Below are 18,949 nucleotides of genomic sequence, written 5' to 3' on the forward strand. Positions count from 1 at the left end.
ACGGAAGGTTCCCGTTACTGCTTGTTCGAATCAGTGGCGGCCGGCTTGGCCGCATCGGCCTGCTCGGGCTTGGCCGCGTCGGCCGGTGCCTTGCCAGCAGCCGGTGCGGTGCCCGCCGCAGCGGCGCCGCCTGCGGCCGGCTTGCCGGTGGCGTCCTGCCCCGGGGTCCACGGCTTGGCGACCGCCGGTGCACCTTCCTTGACCTTCTGCACGCCGGCCACGATCACCTTGTCGCCGGCGGCCAGGCCGTCGCTGACCAGCCAGTTGCCGTTCTGCGCGCCATCGGTCTTCACGTTCTTGCGCGCGACCTTGCCGTCGGCGCCGACCACCATCACGTAGCCGCCGGTGGTGTCGCGCAGCAGGGCCTGCTGCGGTACCAGGAAGGCATTGTTGCGTTCGCCCAGGTTGGCCTGGAAGCTGACGAAGGCGCCCGGCAGCAGGATCTGCTGCGGGTTCGGCAGCAACGCGCGCAACGAGACCGCACCGGTGGCCGGGTCGACCGTGGTCGAGGAGAAGTCCAGGGTGCCCGGCTCACTGTAGGTGCTGCCATCGGCCAGCTTGACGTTCACCGTGGCCTTGCCGTCGCCCGACAGCGCCAGCGCGCCCTTGGCCTGTTGCGCGCGCAGCTGGGTCAGCTCGTCCACGCTCAGCGAGAAGTTCACGTACAGCGGGTCGAGCTGGTCGACGGTGGTCAACAGGGTCACATCGCCCTGGCCGACCAGCGCGCCTTCGGTGACCTGCTGCTTGTTGGCCACGCCGCTGATCGGTGCGGTTACTTCGGTGTAGCCCAGGCTGATGCGCGAGGAAGTCACCGCTGCTTCGGCCTGCTTGACCGCCGCCAGCGCGGTACGCTCGGCCGATTCAGCGTTGTCCAGGTCGGACTTGGAGACGAACTGCTGCGGCGCCAGCGAACGTGCACGGTTGGCGGCCACCTTGGCGTTGGCGTAGGTCGCGCGGGCCGAGGCCAGCTGTGCTTCGGAGGCGTTGAGCGAGGCACGCAGCGGCGCTGGGTCGATCAGGAACAGGGTCTGGCCCTGCTTGACCTGCGAGCCTTCCTGGTAGACGCGCTTGAGCAGCACGCCCGGCACGCGCGCACGCACGTCGGCGCTGCGGAACGGCGACAGGCGACCGACCAGCTCGCGCTGCAGCGGCAGGGTCTGCGGCTTGGCGTCGATCACGCCCACCTCCGGCGGCGGGGGCGTCTGCTGTTCCGGCTTCTTGCAGGCAGCCAGCGCGACAGCAACGGCGCACGTCAAGGCAAGGGTGCGGAGTGGGGCGGTCATCAGGAGGAACTCCGGGGTTGGTTTGAAGACGGGGCCGGCGACGGCTGAGGCGCGAAGGCGCGCAGGAAGCTGTCGACGGAGAACTCTGCCCAGCGCCGACGCAACCGCGCGTCATCACGATGGGGGGTATGGAAACGCTGTTTGTCGAAATCCTGACCGGCAATCATGCTCAGCAGCAGTTCGGCCATGAAGTGCGGGTCGTCATGCCGGAGCTGGCCACGCATGCAAACGGTTTCAATCCATTCAGCAAGATGAAGCGTCAGTGCGCCGGCTCCGTGCCGGTACAGCGTACGCGCCTCTTCGGGAAACTGGGCCGCGTCGGCGGCGATCAGCCGGCAGGCCTGGCCCACGTGCGGTTGGTTGAAGTGCTCCAGGAAGTCGGTGGCGAACTGGAGCAGGCTGGCACGCAGGTCGTCAGTGCGGAGTGCACGAACCATGGCGCCGGTAGCGTGGCCGACGTGGCGCTGCATCACCCGGCGCAGCAGTTCCTGCTTGCTGCCGTAGCGCGAGTACAGGGTCTGCTTGGAGCAGCCGGCGTGCTGGGCAACCGCCTCCATGCTCATCTGCATGCCCTGCTGGGCCAGCAGTTCGCGTACGGCGTCGAACACACGCTCATCGCGTGCATCGAGGGCAACGGGGACGTAGGCCGGGTTCACGCGGTGGACTATACCGTCCAGTTCAGGATTGTGGAATCGCATCGGCGTCGCCGCGTGTGTCTTCCGGTAACACGTTTTGCCGATCCTGTCGGCAGTGCTGAAACAGGCGCCAGCACCATACCGGTGCGAACTGAATAGGCGTTTAAACCGCAGCAAACCCGAATCTGCTTATTCCGTCCTGCAGCAAGGCCTTTTCGCGCGGTAGGGCTACAATTTCATTTTCCCAACTGAGCAAGCGCATCGCTCTGCCATGAAACCGCAAAAAACCGCAGCCAAGACCGTGAAGAACAAGACGAAACCAGCAGAGTCGGAGGTCGCAGTGACCGCTGGTTTCTCCCTGGAGCCGGTGTACACGGCCTTGCGCAAGCGCTACCCCGCGGCCGCACAGGCCGAAGCAGTGGCCTTTGCCACTGACTTCTACAAGCGCATGGAGTCGGACGAGTTCCCGCACCACAGCGCTGAAGAGTGGGCCGCTCTCGCGGCTGAGACGCTGGAATTCGCGCGTGCCCGCAAGGCCGGCAAGGCCAACGTCCGCGTGTTCAATCCGACCGCGAAGGCCAACGGTTGGGAATCGCCGCACACCGTGCTGCAGATCGTCAACGATGACATGCCCTTCCTCGTCGATACGGTCACCATGTCGCTGGCCGAGCAGGGCGTGGGCGTCCACGTGCTGGGCCACCCGGTGCTGCGCTTCACCCGCGACAAGGCCGGCAAGCTGGTCAAGGTCGGCGAGGGTGATGCCGAATCGGTGATGCTGCTGGAGATCGACCGCCAGCCGGCCGAAGCCATGGCCGCCATCGAACAGGCCATCAACAAGGCGCTGGACGAAGTGCGCGCGATCGTGCGCGACTGGCAGCCGATGAAGGACAAGGCGTTGGCGCTGGCCGACGACCTGGGCAAGCGCCAGCTGCCGGTCGACGATGCATCGCGCAAGGAAGCACAGGAGTTCCTGCGCTGGGCCGCCGACAACCACTTCACCTTCTTCGGCTACCGCGAGTACCGCGTCGAGAAGCAGGGCAAGGAAGACGTACTGGCGCCGCTGAACGACACCGGCCTGGGCCTGATGCGCGGCAAGGACAAGTCCGCCGCCCGTCCGGTCAAGACTCTGGCCGCGCAGGGCCTGAACGCCACGGCCGGCCTGAAGGATGCGCTGATCCTGACCAAGACCAATGCCCGTTCGCGCGTGCACCGCGCCGGCTACATGGACTACATCGGCGTGCTGGAATTCGACGCCAAGGGCAAGATCATCGGCGAGCAGCGCTTCCTTGGCCTGTTCACCTCCAGCGCCTACAACCGTCGCCCGTGGGAGATCCCGCTGGTGCGCCAGCGCCACGAGCACGTGATGAAGCAGTCGGGCCTGGCTCCGGCCAGCCACAGCGGCAAGGCCCTGCGCCACATCCTGGAAACCCTGCCGCGCGAAGAGCTGTTCCAGTCCAGCGAGGACGAACTGTTCCGCACCGCGATGGGCGTGCTGGGCCTGCAGGAGCGCGTGCGCAGCCGCCTGTTCCTGCGCCGCGACAAGTACAGCCGTTTCATCTCCGCGCTGGTCTACCTGCCGCGCGAGCGCTTCAACACCGACGTGCGCCTGCGCATCGAAGCGATGCTGAAGGACGCGCTGCACGGCGAGTACGTGGACAGCTCGGTGGTGCTGGGCGAATCGCCGCTGGCCCAGGTGCACCTGATCGTGCGCCCGAAGCCGGGTGAAATGCTCGACGTTGATACCGCCGAACTGGAGCAGAAGCTGGCCCAGGTCCTGCGCAACTGGCAGGACGACCTGCGCGAAGCGCTGGTGGCCCGCCACGGCGAGACCGAAGGCCTGCGCATCGCCGCCCGCATCGGCAAGGCGCTGCCGGCCGGTTACATCGAAGACAACAGCACGGCTGTTGCGGCCAACGATGTCAGCCAGCTTGATGCCCTGACCGGCCCGGACGACCTGCGCCTGAGCCTGCAGGCCGTGCCGCGCGAAAGCGGTGATGGCCTGCGCCTGAAGCTGTATCGCCAGCTGGACGACATCCCGCTGTCGGACGCGCTGCCGATGATGGAAAACATGGGCCTGCGCGTGATCGCCGAGCGTCCGTACCGCCTGTCGGTCGACAACGCCCCGGTGTACGTGCAGGACTTCGAGGTCGAATCGACCGCCGGCGCGATCGATGCCGCCAGCGTCGATGAAGCCTTCGGCGAGACCTTTGCCCGCGTCTGGCACGGCGATGCCGAGAACGACGGCTTCAACCGCCTGGTGCTGGCTGCCGGCCTGCACTGGCGCCAGGTCGCCATGCTGCGTGGCTACTGCAAGTACCTGCTGCAGACCGGCGTGCCGTTCTCGCAGGCCTACGTGGAAGGCACCTTCGCGCGCTACCCGCTGCTGGCCCGACTGCTGGTCGAGCTGTTCGAAGCGCGCTTCGATCCGGCTACCGGCCACGAGAGCAAGGAGGACATCGCCGCCGGCCAGGCCCAGCTGAAGGCCCACTTCGACGTGCTGGCTGCTGGCGACGACGCCACCCTGAAGGTGCTCAAGACCGTGGTCGACGCCCGCAAGGGTGACCGCGACGCGCAGATGCAGGCCGCGCGCGATGCGCTGCTGAAGCTGATGGACCGTGTGTCCAGCCTGGACGAGGACCGCATCCTGCGCTCGTTCATGGGCGTGATCGACGCGACCCTGCGCACCAGCTACTACCAGACCGATGCCAACGGCCAGCACGGCCATGTCATCAGCTTCAAGTTTGATTCGGCGCTGGTGCCGGACCTGCCGAAGCCGCGCCCGTACCGCGAGATCTTCGTCTACGGCCCGCGCGTGGAAGGTACCCACCTGCGCTTCGGCGCGGTCGCCCGTGGTGGCCTGCGCTGGTCGGATCGTCGCGAAGACTTCCGTACCGAAGTGCTGGGCCTGGTCAAGGCGCAGATGGTCAAGAACACCGTGATCGTGCCGGTCGGCGCGAAGGGCGGCTTCTTCGCCAAGACCCCGCCGGTGAACGGCGACCGCGACGCGATCTTCGCCAACGGCGTGGCCTGCTACAAGCTGTTCATCCAGGGCCTGCTGGACATCACCGACAACATCGTCAACAACAAGATCGTGCCGCCGGTGGATGTCGTGCGCCACGACATGGACGATCCGTACCTGGTGGTGGCCGCCGACAAGGGCACCGCGACCTTCTCCGACATCGCCAACGGCCTGGCCATCGCGCACGGCTTCTGGATGGGCGATGCGTTCGCCTCCGGTGGTTCGGTTGGCTATGACCACAAGGGCATGGGCATCACCGCACGCGGTGCGTGGGAATCGGTCAAGCGCCACTTCCGTGCTCTGGGCCGTGACAGCCAGACCCAGGACTTCACTGCGGTCGGCGTCGGCGACATGTCCGGCGACGTGTTCGGCAACGGCATGCTGCTGTCGCGCCACATCCGCCTGGTCGCTGCCTTCGACCACCGCCACATCTTCCTGGACCCGAACCCGGATGCGGCCACCACGTTCGTCGAACGTGAGCGCCTGTTCACCGTGCCGCGTTCGAGCTGGGCTGACTACGACGCCAAGCTGATCAGCAAGGGCGGTGGCGTGTACCCGCGCAGCCTGAAGTCGATCGAGATCACCCCGCAGGTGCGTGAAGCGCTGGGCCTGGATGACAACGTCAAGGCGCTGTCGCCGAACGATCTGATGAGCGCGATCCTGAAGGCACCGGTCGACCTGCTGTGGAACGGCGGCATCGGTACCTACGTGAAGGCTGCCAGCGAGCAGCACAGCGATGTCGGCGACCGCGCCAACAACGCCCTGCGCGTGAACGGGGGCGAGCTGCGCTGCAAGGTGGTGGGCGAGGGCGGCAACCTGGGCATGACCCAGCTGGGCCGCATCGAAGCCGCCCAGGCCGGCGTGCTGCTCAACACCGACTTCATCGACAACTCGGCCGGTGTGGACACCTCCGACCACGAGGTCAACATCAAGATCCTGCTCAACGATGTGGTGCGGGCCAAGAAGCTGACCGTCGAGCAGCGCAACAAGCTGCTGGCCTCGATGACCGATGAAGTCGCCGAGCTGGTGCTCAATGACAACTACCGCCAGAACCAGGCGCTGAGCCTGATGGAGCGGATGGCGGTCAAGCGCCTGGGTTCCAAGCAGCACTTCATCCGTACCCTGGAACAGCAGGGCCTGCTGGATCGCCAGATCGAGTTCCTGCCGTCCGACGCCGAGCTGTCCCAGCGCAAGGCGCGCGGCCAGGGCCTGACCCGCCCGGAACTGTCGGTGCTGCTGTCCTACTCGAAGCTGGTGGCGTTCGCCCAGCTGCTGGAATCGGACATCCCGGAAGATCCGTACCTGTCCAAGGAACTGCAGCGTTACTTCCCGACCCCGCTGCAGAAGAAGTACGCCGACGCGATGGAGCGTCACCGCCTGAAGCGCGAAATCATCGCCACGGCCGTGACCAACCAGACCATCAACCGCATGGGCGCCACTTTCCTGATGCGCATGCAGGAAGACACCGGCCGTTCCATCGCCGAGGTCGCCAAGGCCTACACCATCAGCCGCGAAACACTGGATGCACGCGCGCTGTGGGCGCAGATCGATGCACTCGACGGCAAGGTGCCGGAGTCGGTGCAGATCGACGCACTGGAAGTGATCTGGAAGCTGCAGCGTTCGTTCGTGCGTTGGCTGCTGTCGCGCCCGGGCGCGATGCCGGGCATCACTGAAGCGGTCAACCGCTACCAGGGTCCGTTCAACGACATCCGCGTTGCCTCGGGTGTGCTGCCGGATTCGCAGCGTCCGACCTACGAAGCCCTGGTGGCCGAGTGGAAGGAAAAGGGCCTGCCGTCCGCGCTGGCGCAGCAGCTGGCCGAACTGCACTTCCTGGAGCCGGCGTTCGACATCATCGAACTGGCCCGCACCCGCAAGCTGAAGCCGGTGGACGTGTCCAAGGTCCACTTCCGCCTGGGCGATGCCCTGCAGCTGCCGTGGCTGTTCGAGCAGGTCGATGCGCTGGAGGTCAACGGTCGTTGGCACGCCGTGGCACGTGGCGTGCTGCGTGACGAACTGGCGGCCAACCACCGCAACCTGGCCGGCCAGGTGCTGGGCACCAAGGGCAGCAGCGCGGAAGCCAAGGTCGCAGCCTGGATGGGCCGTGACGACAACAGCCTGCGCTTCACCCTGGCGATGCTGGCCGAACTGGCCGAGCAGAAGACCCTGGACTACCCGACCGTTTCAGTCGCGGTGCAGCGCCTGGGCCAGCTGGCGGCACACGGCGCGTAAGTGAAGTAGTGCCAGGCCATGCCTGGCATGCGTGAACCGGAACGGCCCCGCGAAAGCGGGGCCGTTCTGTTTCTGCCCTTGACCTTTGCGACCACCTGACCCGACGCCGGCCGTGAACCTGCCAGGTGGATGACCGGCCCGTCCGCCGGGACCGTGAGCGCCATGGATGGCGCGACCGAGCCCCCATGGATGGGTTTACGGCGTGTCCCGGCGGACGGGCCGGTCATCCGCCCAGCGGGGTCCAGCCCCCGGCGCTCGGTTATGCTCTCCCTCATGCCTTCCCCCCGGATCCACCGATGAGCGACACCCCCCGCATCGCTTTCCTGGCCAGCACCGCCGAGCCCGCGCAGATGGCCCGCGCGGCGATGATCTCGCGTTATGGCGATCACGCGCCGGAGCAGGCCGACGTGCTGTGCCCGCTGGGGGGCGACGGCTTCATGCTGCAGACCCTGCATCGGCATGGGCACCTGGGCAAGCCGGTGTTCGGCATGAAGCTGGGCACGGTCGGCTTCCTGATGAACCAGTACCGTGGAGACGACGACGTGCAGGCCCGCATCGCACGCGCAGAACCGGCCAACCTGCGCCCGCTGGAAATGGTGGCGCTGACCGAGTCCGGCACCAGTACCGGTTCGCTGGCCTACAACGATGTTTCGCTGCTGCGCCAGACCCGGCAGGCCGCGCATATCGGTATCGATCTGAACGGCCAGGAGCGCGTGGCCGAACTGATCGGCGACGGCGTGCTGGTGGCCACCCCGGCCGGCAGTACCGCCTACAACTATTCCGCGCATGGTCCGGTGCTGCCGCTGGGCTCGCACACCATCGCGCTGACGCCGTTGGCCCCGTACCGGCCGCGGCGCTGGCGCGGCGCGATCCTGAAGGCCGATACCGAAGTGCGCTTCCGCGTGCTCGATCCGTACAAGCGCCCGGTCAGCGTGACTGCCGATTCGCACGAGACCCGCGACGTGGTCGAGGTGACCATCCGTGAGTCGAAGGACCGCCGCGTGACCCTGCTGTTCGACCCGGAGCACAACCTGGAAGACCGGATCCTGAGCGAACAGTTCGTTTTTTGAGGACAATGGGCAGCCGGCCGTGCCGACCGCTTGAAGGACCCCCACCGATGGGCGACAACTCCCCCCGTTTGCTGACCGTCGCGGTGACCTCGCGCGCGCTGTTCGACCTCGAGGAAAGCCACGCGCTGTTCGAGAGCGATGGCGTGGCTGCCTATGCCGAATTCCAGCGCCAGCACGAGGACGATATCCTCGGCCCCGGCGTGGCGTTTCCGGTGGTACGCAAGCTGCTGGCTTTGAACCAGGGCGCCAGCCCGGAGAATCCTCGCGTCGAGGTGATCCTGCTGTCGCGCAACTCGGCCGATACCGGCCTGCGCATCTTCAATTCGATCCAGCACTACGGCCTGGGCATCATCCGCGCAACGTTCACTGCCGGCGAGCCGACCTGGCCGTATGTGAAGCCGTTCGGCACCGACCTGTTCCTGTCAGCCAACCCGGAATCGGTGCGCAGCGCGCTGCGCCACGGCATCGCCGCAGCGACCATCCTGCCCAAGCCGCCCGGCGAGACCGCGGCAGCGGCGGCCGACCAGATCGATACCGGTCGCCCGGCCGGCCAGTTGCGCATCGCCTTCGACGGTGACGCAGTGATCTTCGGTGACGAGAGCGAGCGCATCTCACGCGAGCAGGGCGTGGAGGCGTTTGGCCGGCACGAGCGTGAACGGGCCCGCGAACCCCTCAGCGGCGGCCCATTCCGCGGTTTCCTGTCGGCCCTGCATACGCTGCAGGAAGTGTTCCCGGTCGGCGAGAGCGCACCGATCCGCACTGCGCTGGTGACCGCACGCTCGGCACCGGCGCATGAGCGGGTAATCCGCACCCTGCGCGAGTGGGGAGTGCGCCTGGACGAAGCGCTGTTCCTCGGCGGCCGCCACAAGGGGCCGTTCCTGCAGGCGTTCGGTGCCGACATCTTCTTCGATGATTCGCAGCACAACATCGACAGTGCGCGAGAGCATGTGGCCGCCGGCCACGTACCGCACGGCGTCGCCAACGAGGGGTAAAACCATGCCGGGTGGGTGCCAACCGTTGGTTGGCACTGCCATGCATCGACGCCCACCAAGGTGGGCATCTACCAGAGCGCTGTACCGCGGTAGTCGCCAACCTTGGTTGGCGCCGTCCTGGATCCATGCCCACCAAGGTGGGCATCTACCGAAAGCAGCACCATCGAAGGGGCATGACCGGTCACGGGGTGGCCGACATCCCCAGCTGCAGATCCACCACCTTCCAGCGCAGGCCCTGCGGTTCCAGCACCACTTTCATCGGCGGCTGGTCGGGGCCGCGATCGACGTCGATCACGAAGCGGTCCAGCGCTTCGAAGTGATGCTCGGCGTTCTTCAATGGCCGTGCCGGCTCGGTCGCGCCGAAGGCATCACCGCCCTGCAGTTCATTGCGGCCGCGCTTCCACAGCACGTGGCCCTGCAGCATTGCGCCGATGCCGGTCGGGGTCACCATGGTTTCCACCGCTGCACCGCCGAGCTGGTCGCCGAGGTCGTAGAGCAGGGCGCCGAACGGGCTGGCGGCCACGTCCGGGCCGGCCTGGCGTACCAGATAGTCGTTGAGCTGGGCGCGCAGGCTGCTGCGCACGCGAGGGAAATCGACATAGCGTTCCAGTCGCGCCGTGTCGCGTTCTTCGATGGCCTTGGACAGGCCGTGCACGGCCATGTACGGGCCGCCGAACCACCACGCAGCCAAGGCCAGGACCAGCAGCACAGCCAGTGCAGTGAGCTTCTTCATGCTGTCCAGACTGCCGCAAGTGAGGCAGCCAGTGGTGAACGGCAGGTGATGCGGCTCAGAACTCCAGGTCCAGCGCCGCGCACAGGTAGTCAACGAACGGGCCGAGCCCAGCCAGGTCCTTGCCCAGCGTGGACAGCAGGCGCGGGCCGGTCATGGTGGCATCGTCCAGCGAGCGCCACATCACCCAGTTGCGGTGCTTGAGGTCGTCGATGAACTCGAAGTCGGCCGGGAAGCCACGCGGGGGCCGCACCAGCTTTTCGCTCTCCTCGAAATCGAAGCGTTTGCGCAGGGCCGGTGCATGCGCGGCGGCCTTCCAGCTGCCCGGATTGTCGAGGATGAAGTGGCGTACGCGGCGCTGGGTTTCCGGTTCCGGATGCCACAGGCCGGCGCCGACGAAGCTCTCGCCCGGCTGCAGGTGCACGTAGAACGAGGGCGCGGCCACTTCGCGGCGGCGCTCATGGAACAGGCGTGCACCCTGCCAGGTCTTGTAGGGCGACTTGTCGTTGGAAAAACGCGCGTCACGATGGATGCGGAACAGCGAGCCACCGACGCCACGGGTATCGGCGCGGAAGTGCTCGCTGACCTCGGCCAGCGCCGGCTGCAGGTCGCCCAGCAGGCGCAGGAACGGCTGCCGCACGTGGTCTTCGTACTGCTGGCGGTGATCGTTGAACCAGGCCTTGTCGTTGTGCCGCGCAAGGCTGCGCAGGAACTTGAAGCTGGCGTCCGAGAAATAAGTGCTCACAGCGTCTCCTGCAGGTGCTGGCCCCAGTCGCGCAGCGATTGCAGCAGGGCCTGGCGCCGGGTGTCATCGGGCGCTTCGGCGGCCAGTGCATCCAGCTGCTGCTGGTACTGGGGCAGGTTGAGTTCGCCCAGGCCGCCGTCTCCGAGCAGGCGCTGGCGGCGGTAATCCTGCCAGCGCTGGCGTTCAGGCGGCGCGAGGCTGTCGGGATGATTGCGCGCGCGGTAGCGGAACAGCAGCTCCGGCAGGCGCGGGTCGCGGAAGCGACCTTCCAGCGCGGCCAGCTGCTCGGGCGCGGTGGTGCGTGCGAGCGCAAGCAGCGGCTTGTCACCGTTGCCGAGGAAGCCGTCGTACAGCGAGGCATCGACGTCGGCCACGGTGGCGGCGCGGGGCTGGTTGTAGACCTGCCGGGCTTTTTCGGCCAGCTGCGGGGCGAACGCGCGCAGGCGCTCCACCTTGGCTTCGATCGCAGCCACATCCAGGCCGAGGCGCGCGTGGTCATCGGCGCGCAGGTGGTTCCAGGCGATCAGCGCCGGCACCTTGTTCAGATGCACTTCCTTCAGCGGTAACCGTGCCGCGCCTTCGGGCAGCTCGCTGGCGCGCATGTACAGGCGCTGTGCGATCACCTCGGCCGGCAGCTCCAGCAGATCGTCGATCTCGCCTTCCAGGTCGAACACGATCACCCGGTTGTTGATGGTCGGGTGCACGGCCAACGGCAGCACCGGTGCCGCGCACAGGCGGCTGGCCGGGTAGCGCATGGAAATGTGCAGCACCGGCTTCATCGCGGCCACGTCCAGCAGGCCGCCGACGAAGCGCTTGTCGCGCAGCTTCAGGGCGTAGTCCCACAGGCGTGGTTGCGACTGCTTGAACAGCCGCGCCATGCCGATGGTGGCGCGCACGTCGGACAGTGCTTCGTGTGCATCGCCTTCGCGCACGTGGTTGGCCTCGGCCAGGTGCTCAAGCTTGAACGAGGTGGCGCCATCCTCGCGCAGCGGCCACTGGATGCCGTCCGGGCGCATCGCGCGCATCAGCCGCAGCATGTCCAGCAGGTCCCAGCGCGAATTGCCGTTGCGCCACTCGCGTTCGTACGGGTCGTGGAAGTTGCGGAACAGCCCGTAGCGGACGAACTCATCGTCGAAGCGCAGCGTGTTGTAGCCCAGCGCGCAGGTGCCGGGGCGCGACAGCTGCTCGTTGATGCGGTCAAAGGCCTCGGCCTCGCTGATGCCCTCGGCCAGTGCCTGCTGCGGGGTGATGCCGGTAACCAGGGTGGCCATCGGCGAGGGCAGCAGGTCATCGGCCGGGCGCACGAAGAAGCTGACCGGGGTGTCGATTTCGTTGAGATCGGCGTCGGTGCGGATGGCGGCGAACTGCGAGATGCGCGTGCGCCGCGGGTCCTGGCCGAAGGTTTCCAGATCGTAGAACAGGAAGCTGTCAGCCATCAGTGCGCGCCCTCCAGGACCGGCAGCTGCGCGTGAATCTGCGCTTCCAGCGCGGCCCAGTCGATGTTGTCCAGTGAATCATGGCCGGTGGTGGCGGCCACCAGCATGTCGCGTTGCAGTTCGGTGCGGCGCAGCGCCTCGGCGTACGGCGTGTGCAGGAAGGTGACCATGGTGTAGTGCGGCACGAAGCGGGTCGGCCAGCGCCGCTGCAGTTCCTGTTCCAGTTCGCGCTGCAGCAGGAATGCAGGGTCGGCGACGCGGTCGCGCATTTCCAGGTAGTTCTCCAGCGCCATCTGCTGGATGGCACGTGCATTCGGCTTGCGCTCGGCTTCGAACGCGGCGAACGCACCTTCCAGATCATCGGCCTCCATCAGGTGGCGGGCCAGCGCAACGCAGTCCTCGAACGCGCAGTTCATGCCCTGGCCGTGGAACGGCACCATCGCATGCGCGGCGTCGCCGATCAGCACGGCACGGCCCTGCTGGTGCCAGCGATCGAGCGTCAGCGTGCCAAGCAGGCCCGGCGGGTGCTGTTCCCAGTCTGCACGCAGGTTCGGGATCAGCGGCAGGGTGTCGGCGAACTCGCGCGCGAACAGCGCCTCGGCCTGCGCGCCGGTATTGATCGTGGCGAAGCTGGGATCGCCCTGGTTGGGCAGGAACAAAGTGACGGTGAAGGTGCCTTCGTGATTGGGCAGGGCGATGCACATGTAGTGGCCGCGCGGCCAGAGATGCAGCGCGTTGCGCTCGATGCGGAAGCTGCCATCGTCGGCCGGCGGAATTTCCAGCTCCTTGTAGGAGTGATCGAGGAACGCGATGTCCTCGCCCAGCGGCGCCCGCCGGTTCATCGCCGCGCGCAGGGCCGAGCCTGCACCATCGGCACCGATCAGGGTGTCGAAGCGGATGTCATGCGGGCTGTCGTCGCGGTCGTCGATGAAGCGTGCGTAGCCGGCGTCGAAATCGACGGTGTGCAGGCGGCGGTGGAAGTGTACGGTCGCGCCAGCCTGTTCGGCCAGTTCCAGCAGCGTGGTGTTGAGGTCGCTGCGATGGATCGACCAGATCACTTCGCTGTCGTCGCGGCCATAGCGCTGCAGCTGCGGTTCGCCTTCGCGCGGATGCACCATGCGTCCGCGCATCATCACCGCGCGCGCCATGACCTCGTCTTCCACACCGGCCTGGCGCAGCGCATTGCGCCCACGCTCGGCCAGCGCCAGGTTGATCGAGCGGCCGCTCTCATAGTCGGCCACGCGTGGATCGCCACGGCGTTCGTACAGGGTGATGTGCCAGCCCTGGCGTGACAGCAGGATGGCCAGCAGCGACCCGGCGAGGCCGGCACCGATAATGCTCAACGAGCGGGAAGCATGTGCGATCAACGAACTGTCCAGCAGTAGGGGAGGGACCGGCTCAGAGGCCGGCCCAGGCTTCCACTTCCTCGACGAAGTGGTGCACGTCCAGGTAGCGGTTGTAGAGCGGGGTGGGCGAGATGCGGATCACGTCCGGCTCGCGCCAGTCGCCGAGCACGCCGATGCCGCGCAGGTGCTCGAACAGCGCACGGCCGCGCTCGCGCCCACCGATCACCCGCAATGACAGCTGGCAGCCACGGCGCTGTGGCTCGGCCGGCGTGATGATGTCGAGCACGCCGGAAAGGCGTGCACGTACAAGCGCTTCGAGCATGCCGGTCAACGCCAGCGACTTGTTGCGCAGTGCCTCCATGCCGGCGCGCTCGAACAGGTCCAGCGACGCGCGCAGCGGCGCCAGGCCGAGGATCGGCGGATTGCTGAGCTGCCAGCCTTCGGCACCGATGGCGGGGGTGAACTGCGGTGCCATCTGGAAGCGGGTGGCTTCCTCATGGCCCCACCAGCCGGCAAAGCGCGGCAGCGTGGTGTCGCGGTGATGGCGCTCGTGCACGAACGCGCCGGCCACCGCACCCGGGCCGCTGTTGAGGTATTTGTAGTGGCACCACACGGCGAAATCGGGTGCGACGTCATGCAGGCGCAGCGGCAGGTTGCCGACCGAGTGCGCCAGGTCGAAGCCGATGCGCGCGCCCTGCAGGCGGGCAGCACGGGTGATTGCATCGAGGTCGAAGGCCTGGCCGGTGCGGTACTGCACGCCGGGCCACAGCACCAGTGCAAGGCGCGGACCGTGTTCGGCGATGGCGCGCTCGATCGCGGTGAGCGAGATCGTTCCGTTGGCTTCGTCCGGTTGCACTTCCACCAGGCACTCGGCCGGGTCGAACCCGTGGAAACGGATCTGCGCTTCGACCGCGTGTCGGTCGGTCGGGAATGCACCGGCTTCCATCAGGATCACCGGGCGCTGCGCGGTCGGTCGGTAGAAGCTGACCATCATCAGGTGCAGGTTCACGCTCAGCGTGTTCATCGCCACCACTTCGCTGGGCAGTGCACCGACCACGCGGGCCAGCTGCGCGCTCACCAGACGGTGGTAGGACAGCCACTGCGTCGGGCCCGTGAAGTGGCCTTCCACCGCCAGCTCGCCCCATTGCTTCATCACTTCCTGCACCGCGGCCTGGGCGCCACGCGGCTGCAGGCCCAGCGAGTTGCCGACGAAGTAGGTCTGCTCGCCACCGCCATGTCGCGGAATCAGGAATTCGTTACGCAGCGGGCGCAGCGGATCGGCGGCGTCCAGGGCAATGGCGTGGGTGCGGCTGAGCAGGTCGGACATGGTCGGGCAACAGGCTGCAACGGGACCGCCAGTGTAGCGCCTGGGGCATGGCCCGGTAGACGCGGCCACGCTTCGAGCGCCGCGTTTCCTGGTAGCGGCCAACCTTGGTTGGCGCGCGTGGATCCATGCGCCCACCAAGGTGGGCGCCTACCGGTGTGGGCGTCAGCCCGCCGCCGGCACCGGCAGCGGATCCACATGCCCGCACTGGCTGCAGGTACGCAGCTCCAGGCTGGCGTGATAGCGCGCAAACACCTTGGGCAGGTCGGTCTCGATGTTCTGCAGCGGGAAGAACTCTTCGTGCAGCTTGTGGTTGCAGCGTTCGCAGTGCCAGATCACGCCGTCCTTCTCGTGCGGCAGGCGCTTGCGCTCGACCACCAGGCCGATGCCGCCGGGCGGGCGCCGCGGCGAGTGCGGCACCCTGGGCGGCAGCAGGAAGATCTCGCCGGCGCGGATCGGGATGTCGCGCACCGCGCCGTCCTCCTGCACCTTCAGCACCATCTCGCCCTCGAGCTGGTAGAACCACTCCGGGCCTTCGTCGTAGTGATAGTCGGTGCGCGAATTCGGCCCGCCCACGACCATCACGATGAAGTCGCCGTTGTCGATCATCTTGTTGCCCACCGGCGGCTTCAGCAGGTGGCGGTTTTCTTCGATCCAGGCGTGCAGGTTGATCGGCGAGGCGAGCATGGTCGTGGTCCGTAGTGAGGTCAGTCGCGCCGGCCCTGGCGGGGCACGTAGGACAGTGCCTTTTCATAGGCTGGCTTCAGCTCTTCCGGTCCACCGACATCGATGCCCATTTCGCTGACCCGGCCGTTCTTCAGGCTGTAGACCCAGCCGTGCACCATCAGCTTCTGCCCGCGTGCCCAGGCGTCCTCGACGATGGTCGAGCGGCACAGGTTGGCGACCTGCTCGATCACGTTCAGTTCGCACAGGCGCGCGTGCTTCAGCTCGTCATCCTCGATCGCATCGAGGATGCCCTGGTGCTTATGCACCACGTCACCGACATGGCGCAGCCAGTTGTCGGCCAGGCCGACGCGGGTATTGTGCAGGCAGGCGTGCACGCCGCCGCAGCCGTAGTGGCCGACGATCAGGATGTGCTTCACCTTCAACTGGTCCACCGCGTACTGCACCACGCTCAGGCAGTTCAGGTCGGTGTGCGCGACCACGTTGGCGACGTTGCGGTGCACGAACACTTCACCCGGGGCCATGCCGATGATCTGGTTGGCCGGCACCCGCGAGTCGGAGCAGCCGATCCACAGGTACTCCGGGTGCTGCTGCTTGGACAGCTGCTGGAAGAACCCAGGGTCTTCCTTGGCGATGCGGTCGGCCCAGTCGCGGTTGTTCTGCAGCAGGCGGTGGATGTCTTTCATGTGCGGTATCCCTGGCGTCGGGTGGGGGCAAGGCGCGGCCGTTCTGGTCGCGCCGTCGCGGGAAGCTGGGGTGATCAGCCGCTGGAGGCGGACTGTTCACGGTGCCAGCGCATCCACTGCGCCAGCTCATGGGAGGACGGGGAGGCGAGCGCTTCCAGTGCGGCGATCACGGCCTGCTGGTTGGCGTCGGGATGGTTCTGGCTGAGTTTCAGCTTCAGCTGCAAGTGTTCCACCTGGAAGCGGAAGCCGACGATGGCGCGCAGCTCCGGGCCGTGTTCGGCGCGCGCGGCATCGAACTGCCAGGCCTGGCCGACGCTGGCTTCGAAGCGGTCACTGATCGCGCCGACCAGTTCGGCCAGCGCATCAGCGTCGTCGAAGGTCTGCAGCTGGCCACGCAGCTCGGCAGCGGCGTAGTTCCAGGTGGGTACCCGCGCGGCGGGCTCCTTGTCCGGATACCAGCTGGCCGAGACGTAGCCGTGTGGGCCATCGACCAGTACCTTGGCCGCGCCGCTGTGGCGCGACTGCGGGTTGGCGCGGGCCCAGTGGCCGCGCAGTTCGATCTGGTCGCCGTCACGCCGGTACAGCACCGGCATCCGGGTCAGCTCCGGCAGGCCATCGCTGCCGGGGGTGAGCACGGTGACGAACGGGTCGCGCGCCAGCAGGCGGTCCAGCCAGAGCAGGTCGGTCTCGGCGAAGGCGCGCGGGGTGAACATGCAGGGGTCAGGCGCGCCCGCCCAGCGACTGGACCATGCGGCCACGCAGACCCTCGTCGCTGTCGGCCTGCGGCGGCTGCACTTCGTGCAGGCTGAAGCCGCGCAGCAGTGCGTCCTCCTCGTCCAGGCCGTCGTACTCGACGAACTCGGCGTCGAACAACTGCGAACGGGCGGTGTCTTCGCTGTCGTAGCTCAGCGTGTTGCCATCGCTGTCGAGCACTTCGGCGGTGCCGGCCGGGCGAACGCGCAGGCGTGCCCAGATCAGGGTGTTGCCGAGGCTGGCCAGCCACCAGCTGTCGCGCGAGGCGGTGATGTCGTTCATGAGCGTATTACCAGAGCGAGGCCAGCCAGAGCAGGGCGGCCATGCCCAGTCCGGCCAGCAGGGTCAGCAGCGATACCCAGGCCGGTGTCGCCAGCCCGGACAGCGAGCGGTCCGGTTGCTGCCGATAGTCGCGGCGCAGCAGCCAGGCCAGGGCATCGGGCTTGAGGAAGGCGCCGCTGCCGAAGCGCGCGGCGAGCGCCGGATGGCGGTCGCGCACGTGCACCAGGGTCAGCGGCCAGAAGATCACGAAGGCACTGAACCCGGCCACTGCAACGCCGACGAAACAGAGGGCGAAGAACAGGGTCATGGGGGCAGTACCTCCGTGGTCGTATGGGGCTTAGAAGTCCGCGCTGCCCGGGGCGCGCGGGTAGGGGATCGCATCGCGGATGTTGGACAGCCCGCAGACGTACACCACCAGGCGCTCGAAGCCCAGGCCGAAGCCGGCGTGCGGCACCGAGCCATAGCGGCGGAAATCGCGGTACCAGCTGTAGTGCTCGCGATCCAGGCCGAACTGGGCCATGCGCGCGTCCAAGACGTCCAGGCGCTCTTCGCGCTGGCTGCCGCCGATGATCTCGCCGATGCCCGGGGCCAGCACGTCCATCGCGGCAACGGTCTTGCCGTCGTCGTTCAGGCGCATGTAGAAGGCCTTGATGTGCTCCGGATAGTTGGTCACCACCACCGGGCGGCCGACGTGTTCCTCGGTCAGCCAGCGCTCGTGCTCGGTCTGCAGGTCCAGGCCCCATTCGACCGGGAAGTCGAACTTCCTGCCGGACTTCTGCAGCAGGCTGACCGCGTCGGTGTAGTCGATGCGCTCGAACGGTGCGTTGATGAAGTCTTCCAGCTTGGTGATCGCGTTCTTGTCCACGCGCTCGGCGATGAAGGCCAGGTCGTCGCTGCGCTCGTTCAGCACCGCACGGAACAGGTACTTCAGGAACTCTTCGGCCAGGCGTGCGTCTTCGGCTAGGTCGGCGAAGGCGATTTCCGGCTCGATCATCCAGAACTCCGCCAGGTGGCGGGTGGTGTGGCTGTTCTCGGCGCGGAAGGTCGGGCCGAAGGTGTAGACCTTGCTCAGCGCCAGGCAGTAGGCCTCGACGTTCAGCTGGCCGGACACGGTCAGGAAGGTTTCCTTGCCGAAGAAGTCGCGGCTGAAATCGATCGCGCCCTTCTCATCGCGCGGCAGGTTCACCATGTCCAGGGTGGACACGCGGAACATCTGGCCGGCGCCTTCGGCGTCGGAGGTGGTGATGATCGGGGTGCTGATCCAGTTGAAGCCGTTCTCGTGGAAGAAACGGTGCACGGCCTGGGCCAGGCAGTTGCGGATGCGGGTGACCGCGCCGAACAGGTTGGTGCGCGGGCGCAGGTGCGCCACTTCGCGCAGGAACTCCGGCGACATCGGCTTGGGCTGGATCGGGTAGGTGAGCGGGTCTTCGACCCAGCCGACCACTTCCACTGCACTGGCCTGGATCTCGAACGACTGGCCCTTGCCCTGCGACTTCACCAGGGTACCGGTGGCGATGACCGAGCAGCCGCTGGTCAGGCGCTTGATCTCGTCGAAGTTGGCCAGGCTGTCGCCGGCCACGACCTGGATCGGGGCGAAGCAGGAGCCGTCGCTCACATTCACGAAGGCCAGATTCGCTGAACCGCGCACCGTGCGCACCCATCCGCGTACCGTGACTTCGCCGCCTTCCGGGATCTTCCCGGCAAGCGCATGTTCAACGCTGACCACCGTCATGAC

The 18,949-nt window shown here is 67.1% G+C and carries 16 protein-coding genes; 3 read left to right on the forward strand and 13 right to left on the reverse strand.

The features are described from left to right. Nucleotides 1–14 precede the first annotated feature (14 nt). Both H4O10_RS16340 and H4O10_RS16345 read right to left on the reverse strand, forming a co-directional pair. Nucleotides 15–1,283, reverse strand: a complete 1,269-nt coding sequence (locus H4O10_RS16340; protein WP_049453793.1) for an efflux RND transporter periplasmic adaptor subunit — start codon at nucleotides 1,281–1,283, stop codon at nucleotides 15–17. Continuing rightward, on the reverse strand, nucleotides 1,283–1,939 hold the full coding sequence (locus tag H4O10_RS16345) for a TetR/AcrR family transcriptional regulator (RefSeq protein WP_049453795.1): 657 nt from the start codon (nucleotides 1,937–1,939) through the stop codon (nucleotides 1,283–1,285). The genes H4O10_RS16340 and H4O10_RS16345 overlap by 1 nt, the downstream gene beginning before the upstream one ends. 250 nt (nucleotides 1,940–2,189) lie before the next feature. On the opposite strand from H4O10_RS16345, the gene H4O10_RS16350 reads away from it, so the two are divergent. From H4O10_RS16350 to H4O10_RS16360, 3 genes are all read left to right on the forward strand, one after another. Continuing rightward, the gene (locus tag H4O10_RS16350; RefSeq protein ID WP_049453797.1) at nucleotides 2,190–7,166 is read left to right on the forward strand and encodes an NAD-glutamate dehydrogenase domain-containing protein; all 4,977 of its coding nucleotides are present in this window, start codon (nucleotides 2,190–2,192) and stop codon (nucleotides 7,164–7,166) included. 296 nt (nucleotides 7,167–7,462) lie between these two features. Further along, the gene (locus H4O10_RS16355) at nucleotides 7,463–8,236 is read left to right on the forward strand and encodes an NAD kinase (RefSeq protein ID WP_005410243.1); all 774 of its coding nucleotides are present in this window, start codon (nucleotides 7,463–7,465) and stop codon (nucleotides 8,234–8,236) included. 47 nt (nucleotides 8,237–8,283) lie between these two features. Beyond that, on the forward strand, nucleotides 8,284–9,228 hold the full coding sequence (locus H4O10_RS16360) for a 5'-nucleotidase (RefSeq protein WP_049453799.1): 945 nt from the start codon (nucleotides 8,284–8,286) through the stop codon (nucleotides 9,226–9,228). Nucleotides 9,229–9,409: 181 nt separating this feature from the next. On the opposite strand, the gene H4O10_RS16365 is transcribed toward H4O10_RS16360, so the two are convergent. The 11 genes from H4O10_RS16365 to asnS all read right to left on the reverse strand — a co-directional run bounded on the left by H4O10_RS16365 (nucleotide 9,410) and on the right by asnS (nucleotide 18,946). After that, the gene (locus H4O10_RS16365) at nucleotides 9,410–9,961 is read right to left on the reverse strand and encodes a DUF2939 domain-containing protein (RefSeq protein WP_049453802.1); all 552 of its coding nucleotides are present in this window, start codon (nucleotides 9,959–9,961) and stop codon (nucleotides 9,410–9,412) included. Nucleotides 9,962–10,016: 55 nt separating this feature from the next. Beyond that, nucleotides 10,017–10,703, reverse strand: coding sequence for a DUF2461 domain-containing protein (locus H4O10_RS16370; protein WP_005410240.1), 687 nt, complete (start codon nucleotides 10,701–10,703; stop codon nucleotides 10,017–10,019). After that, nucleotides 10,700–12,139 (reverse strand): exodeoxyribonuclease I, encoded by a 1,440-nt coding sequence (sbcB, locus tag H4O10_RS16375; protein WP_049453803.1) that lies wholly within the window; start codon nucleotides 12,137–12,139, stop codon nucleotides 10,700–10,702. The genes H4O10_RS16370 and sbcB overlap by 4 nt, the downstream gene beginning before the upstream one ends. Then, the gene (locus tag H4O10_RS16380; RefSeq protein WP_049453805.1) at nucleotides 12,139–13,506 is read right to left on the reverse strand and encodes an NAD(P)/FAD-dependent oxidoreductase; all 1,368 of its coding nucleotides are present in this window, start codon (nucleotides 13,504–13,506) and stop codon (nucleotides 12,139–12,141) included. Before H4O10_RS16380 ends, sbcB begins: the two co-directional genes overlap by 1 nt. Before the next feature lie 31 nt (nucleotides 13,507–13,537). Then, the gene (gene kynU / locus H4O10_RS16385; RefSeq protein WP_005410237.1) at nucleotides 13,538–14,812 is read right to left on the reverse strand and encodes a kynureninase; all 1,275 of its coding nucleotides are present in this window, start codon (nucleotides 14,810–14,812) and stop codon (nucleotides 13,538–13,540) included. 162 nt (nucleotides 14,813–14,974) lie between these two features. Then, on the reverse strand, nucleotides 14,975–15,496 hold the full coding sequence (locus H4O10_RS16390; protein WP_049403116.1) for a 3-hydroxyanthranilate 3,4-dioxygenase: 522 nt from the start codon (nucleotides 15,494–15,496) through the stop codon (nucleotides 14,975–14,977). A 20-nt stretch (nucleotides 15,497–15,516) separates the two neighbouring features. Next, nucleotides 15,517–16,179, reverse strand: a complete 663-nt coding sequence (gene can / locus H4O10_RS16395; protein WP_049453807.1) for a carbonate dehydratase — start codon at nucleotides 16,177–16,179, stop codon at nucleotides 15,517–15,519. A gap of 74 nt (nucleotides 16,180–16,253) precedes the next feature. Next, nucleotides 16,254–16,892 carry an FMN-binding negative transcriptional regulator gene (locus tag H4O10_RS16400; protein ID WP_049453808.1) on the reverse strand — a complete coding sequence of 213 codons (639 nt, stop codon included), beginning with the start codon at nucleotides 16,890–16,892 and terminating at the stop codon, nucleotides 16,254–16,256. 7 nt (nucleotides 16,893–16,899) lie between these two features. Further along, entirely contained in the window at nucleotides 16,900–17,214 is a 315-nt protein-coding gene (locus H4O10_RS16405; protein WP_049453810.1) for a hypothetical protein, read from the reverse strand. Nucleotides 17,215–17,221: 7 nt separating this feature from the next. After that, the gene (locus H4O10_RS16410; protein WP_005410232.1) at nucleotides 17,222–17,521 is read right to left on the reverse strand and encodes a hypothetical protein; all 300 of its coding nucleotides are present in this window, start codon (nucleotides 17,519–17,521) and stop codon (nucleotides 17,222–17,224) included. Nucleotides 17,522–17,551: 30 nt separating this feature from the next. After that, complete coding sequence (asnS, locus tag H4O10_RS16415) at nucleotides 17,552–18,946, reverse strand: asparagine--tRNA ligase (RefSeq protein WP_005410231.1); 1,395 nt, start codon at nucleotides 18,944–18,946, stop codon at nucleotides 17,552–17,554. Between the last annotated feature and the right edge of the window lie 3 nt (nucleotides 18,947–18,949).

Origin of the sequence: Stenotrophomonas sp. I18B00994 (assembly GCF_014145825.1) — a bacterium.
Classification (GTDB): Bacteria; Pseudomonadota; Gammaproteobacteria; order Xanthomonadales; family Xanthomonadaceae; genus Stenotrophomonas; species Stenotrophomonas maltophilia.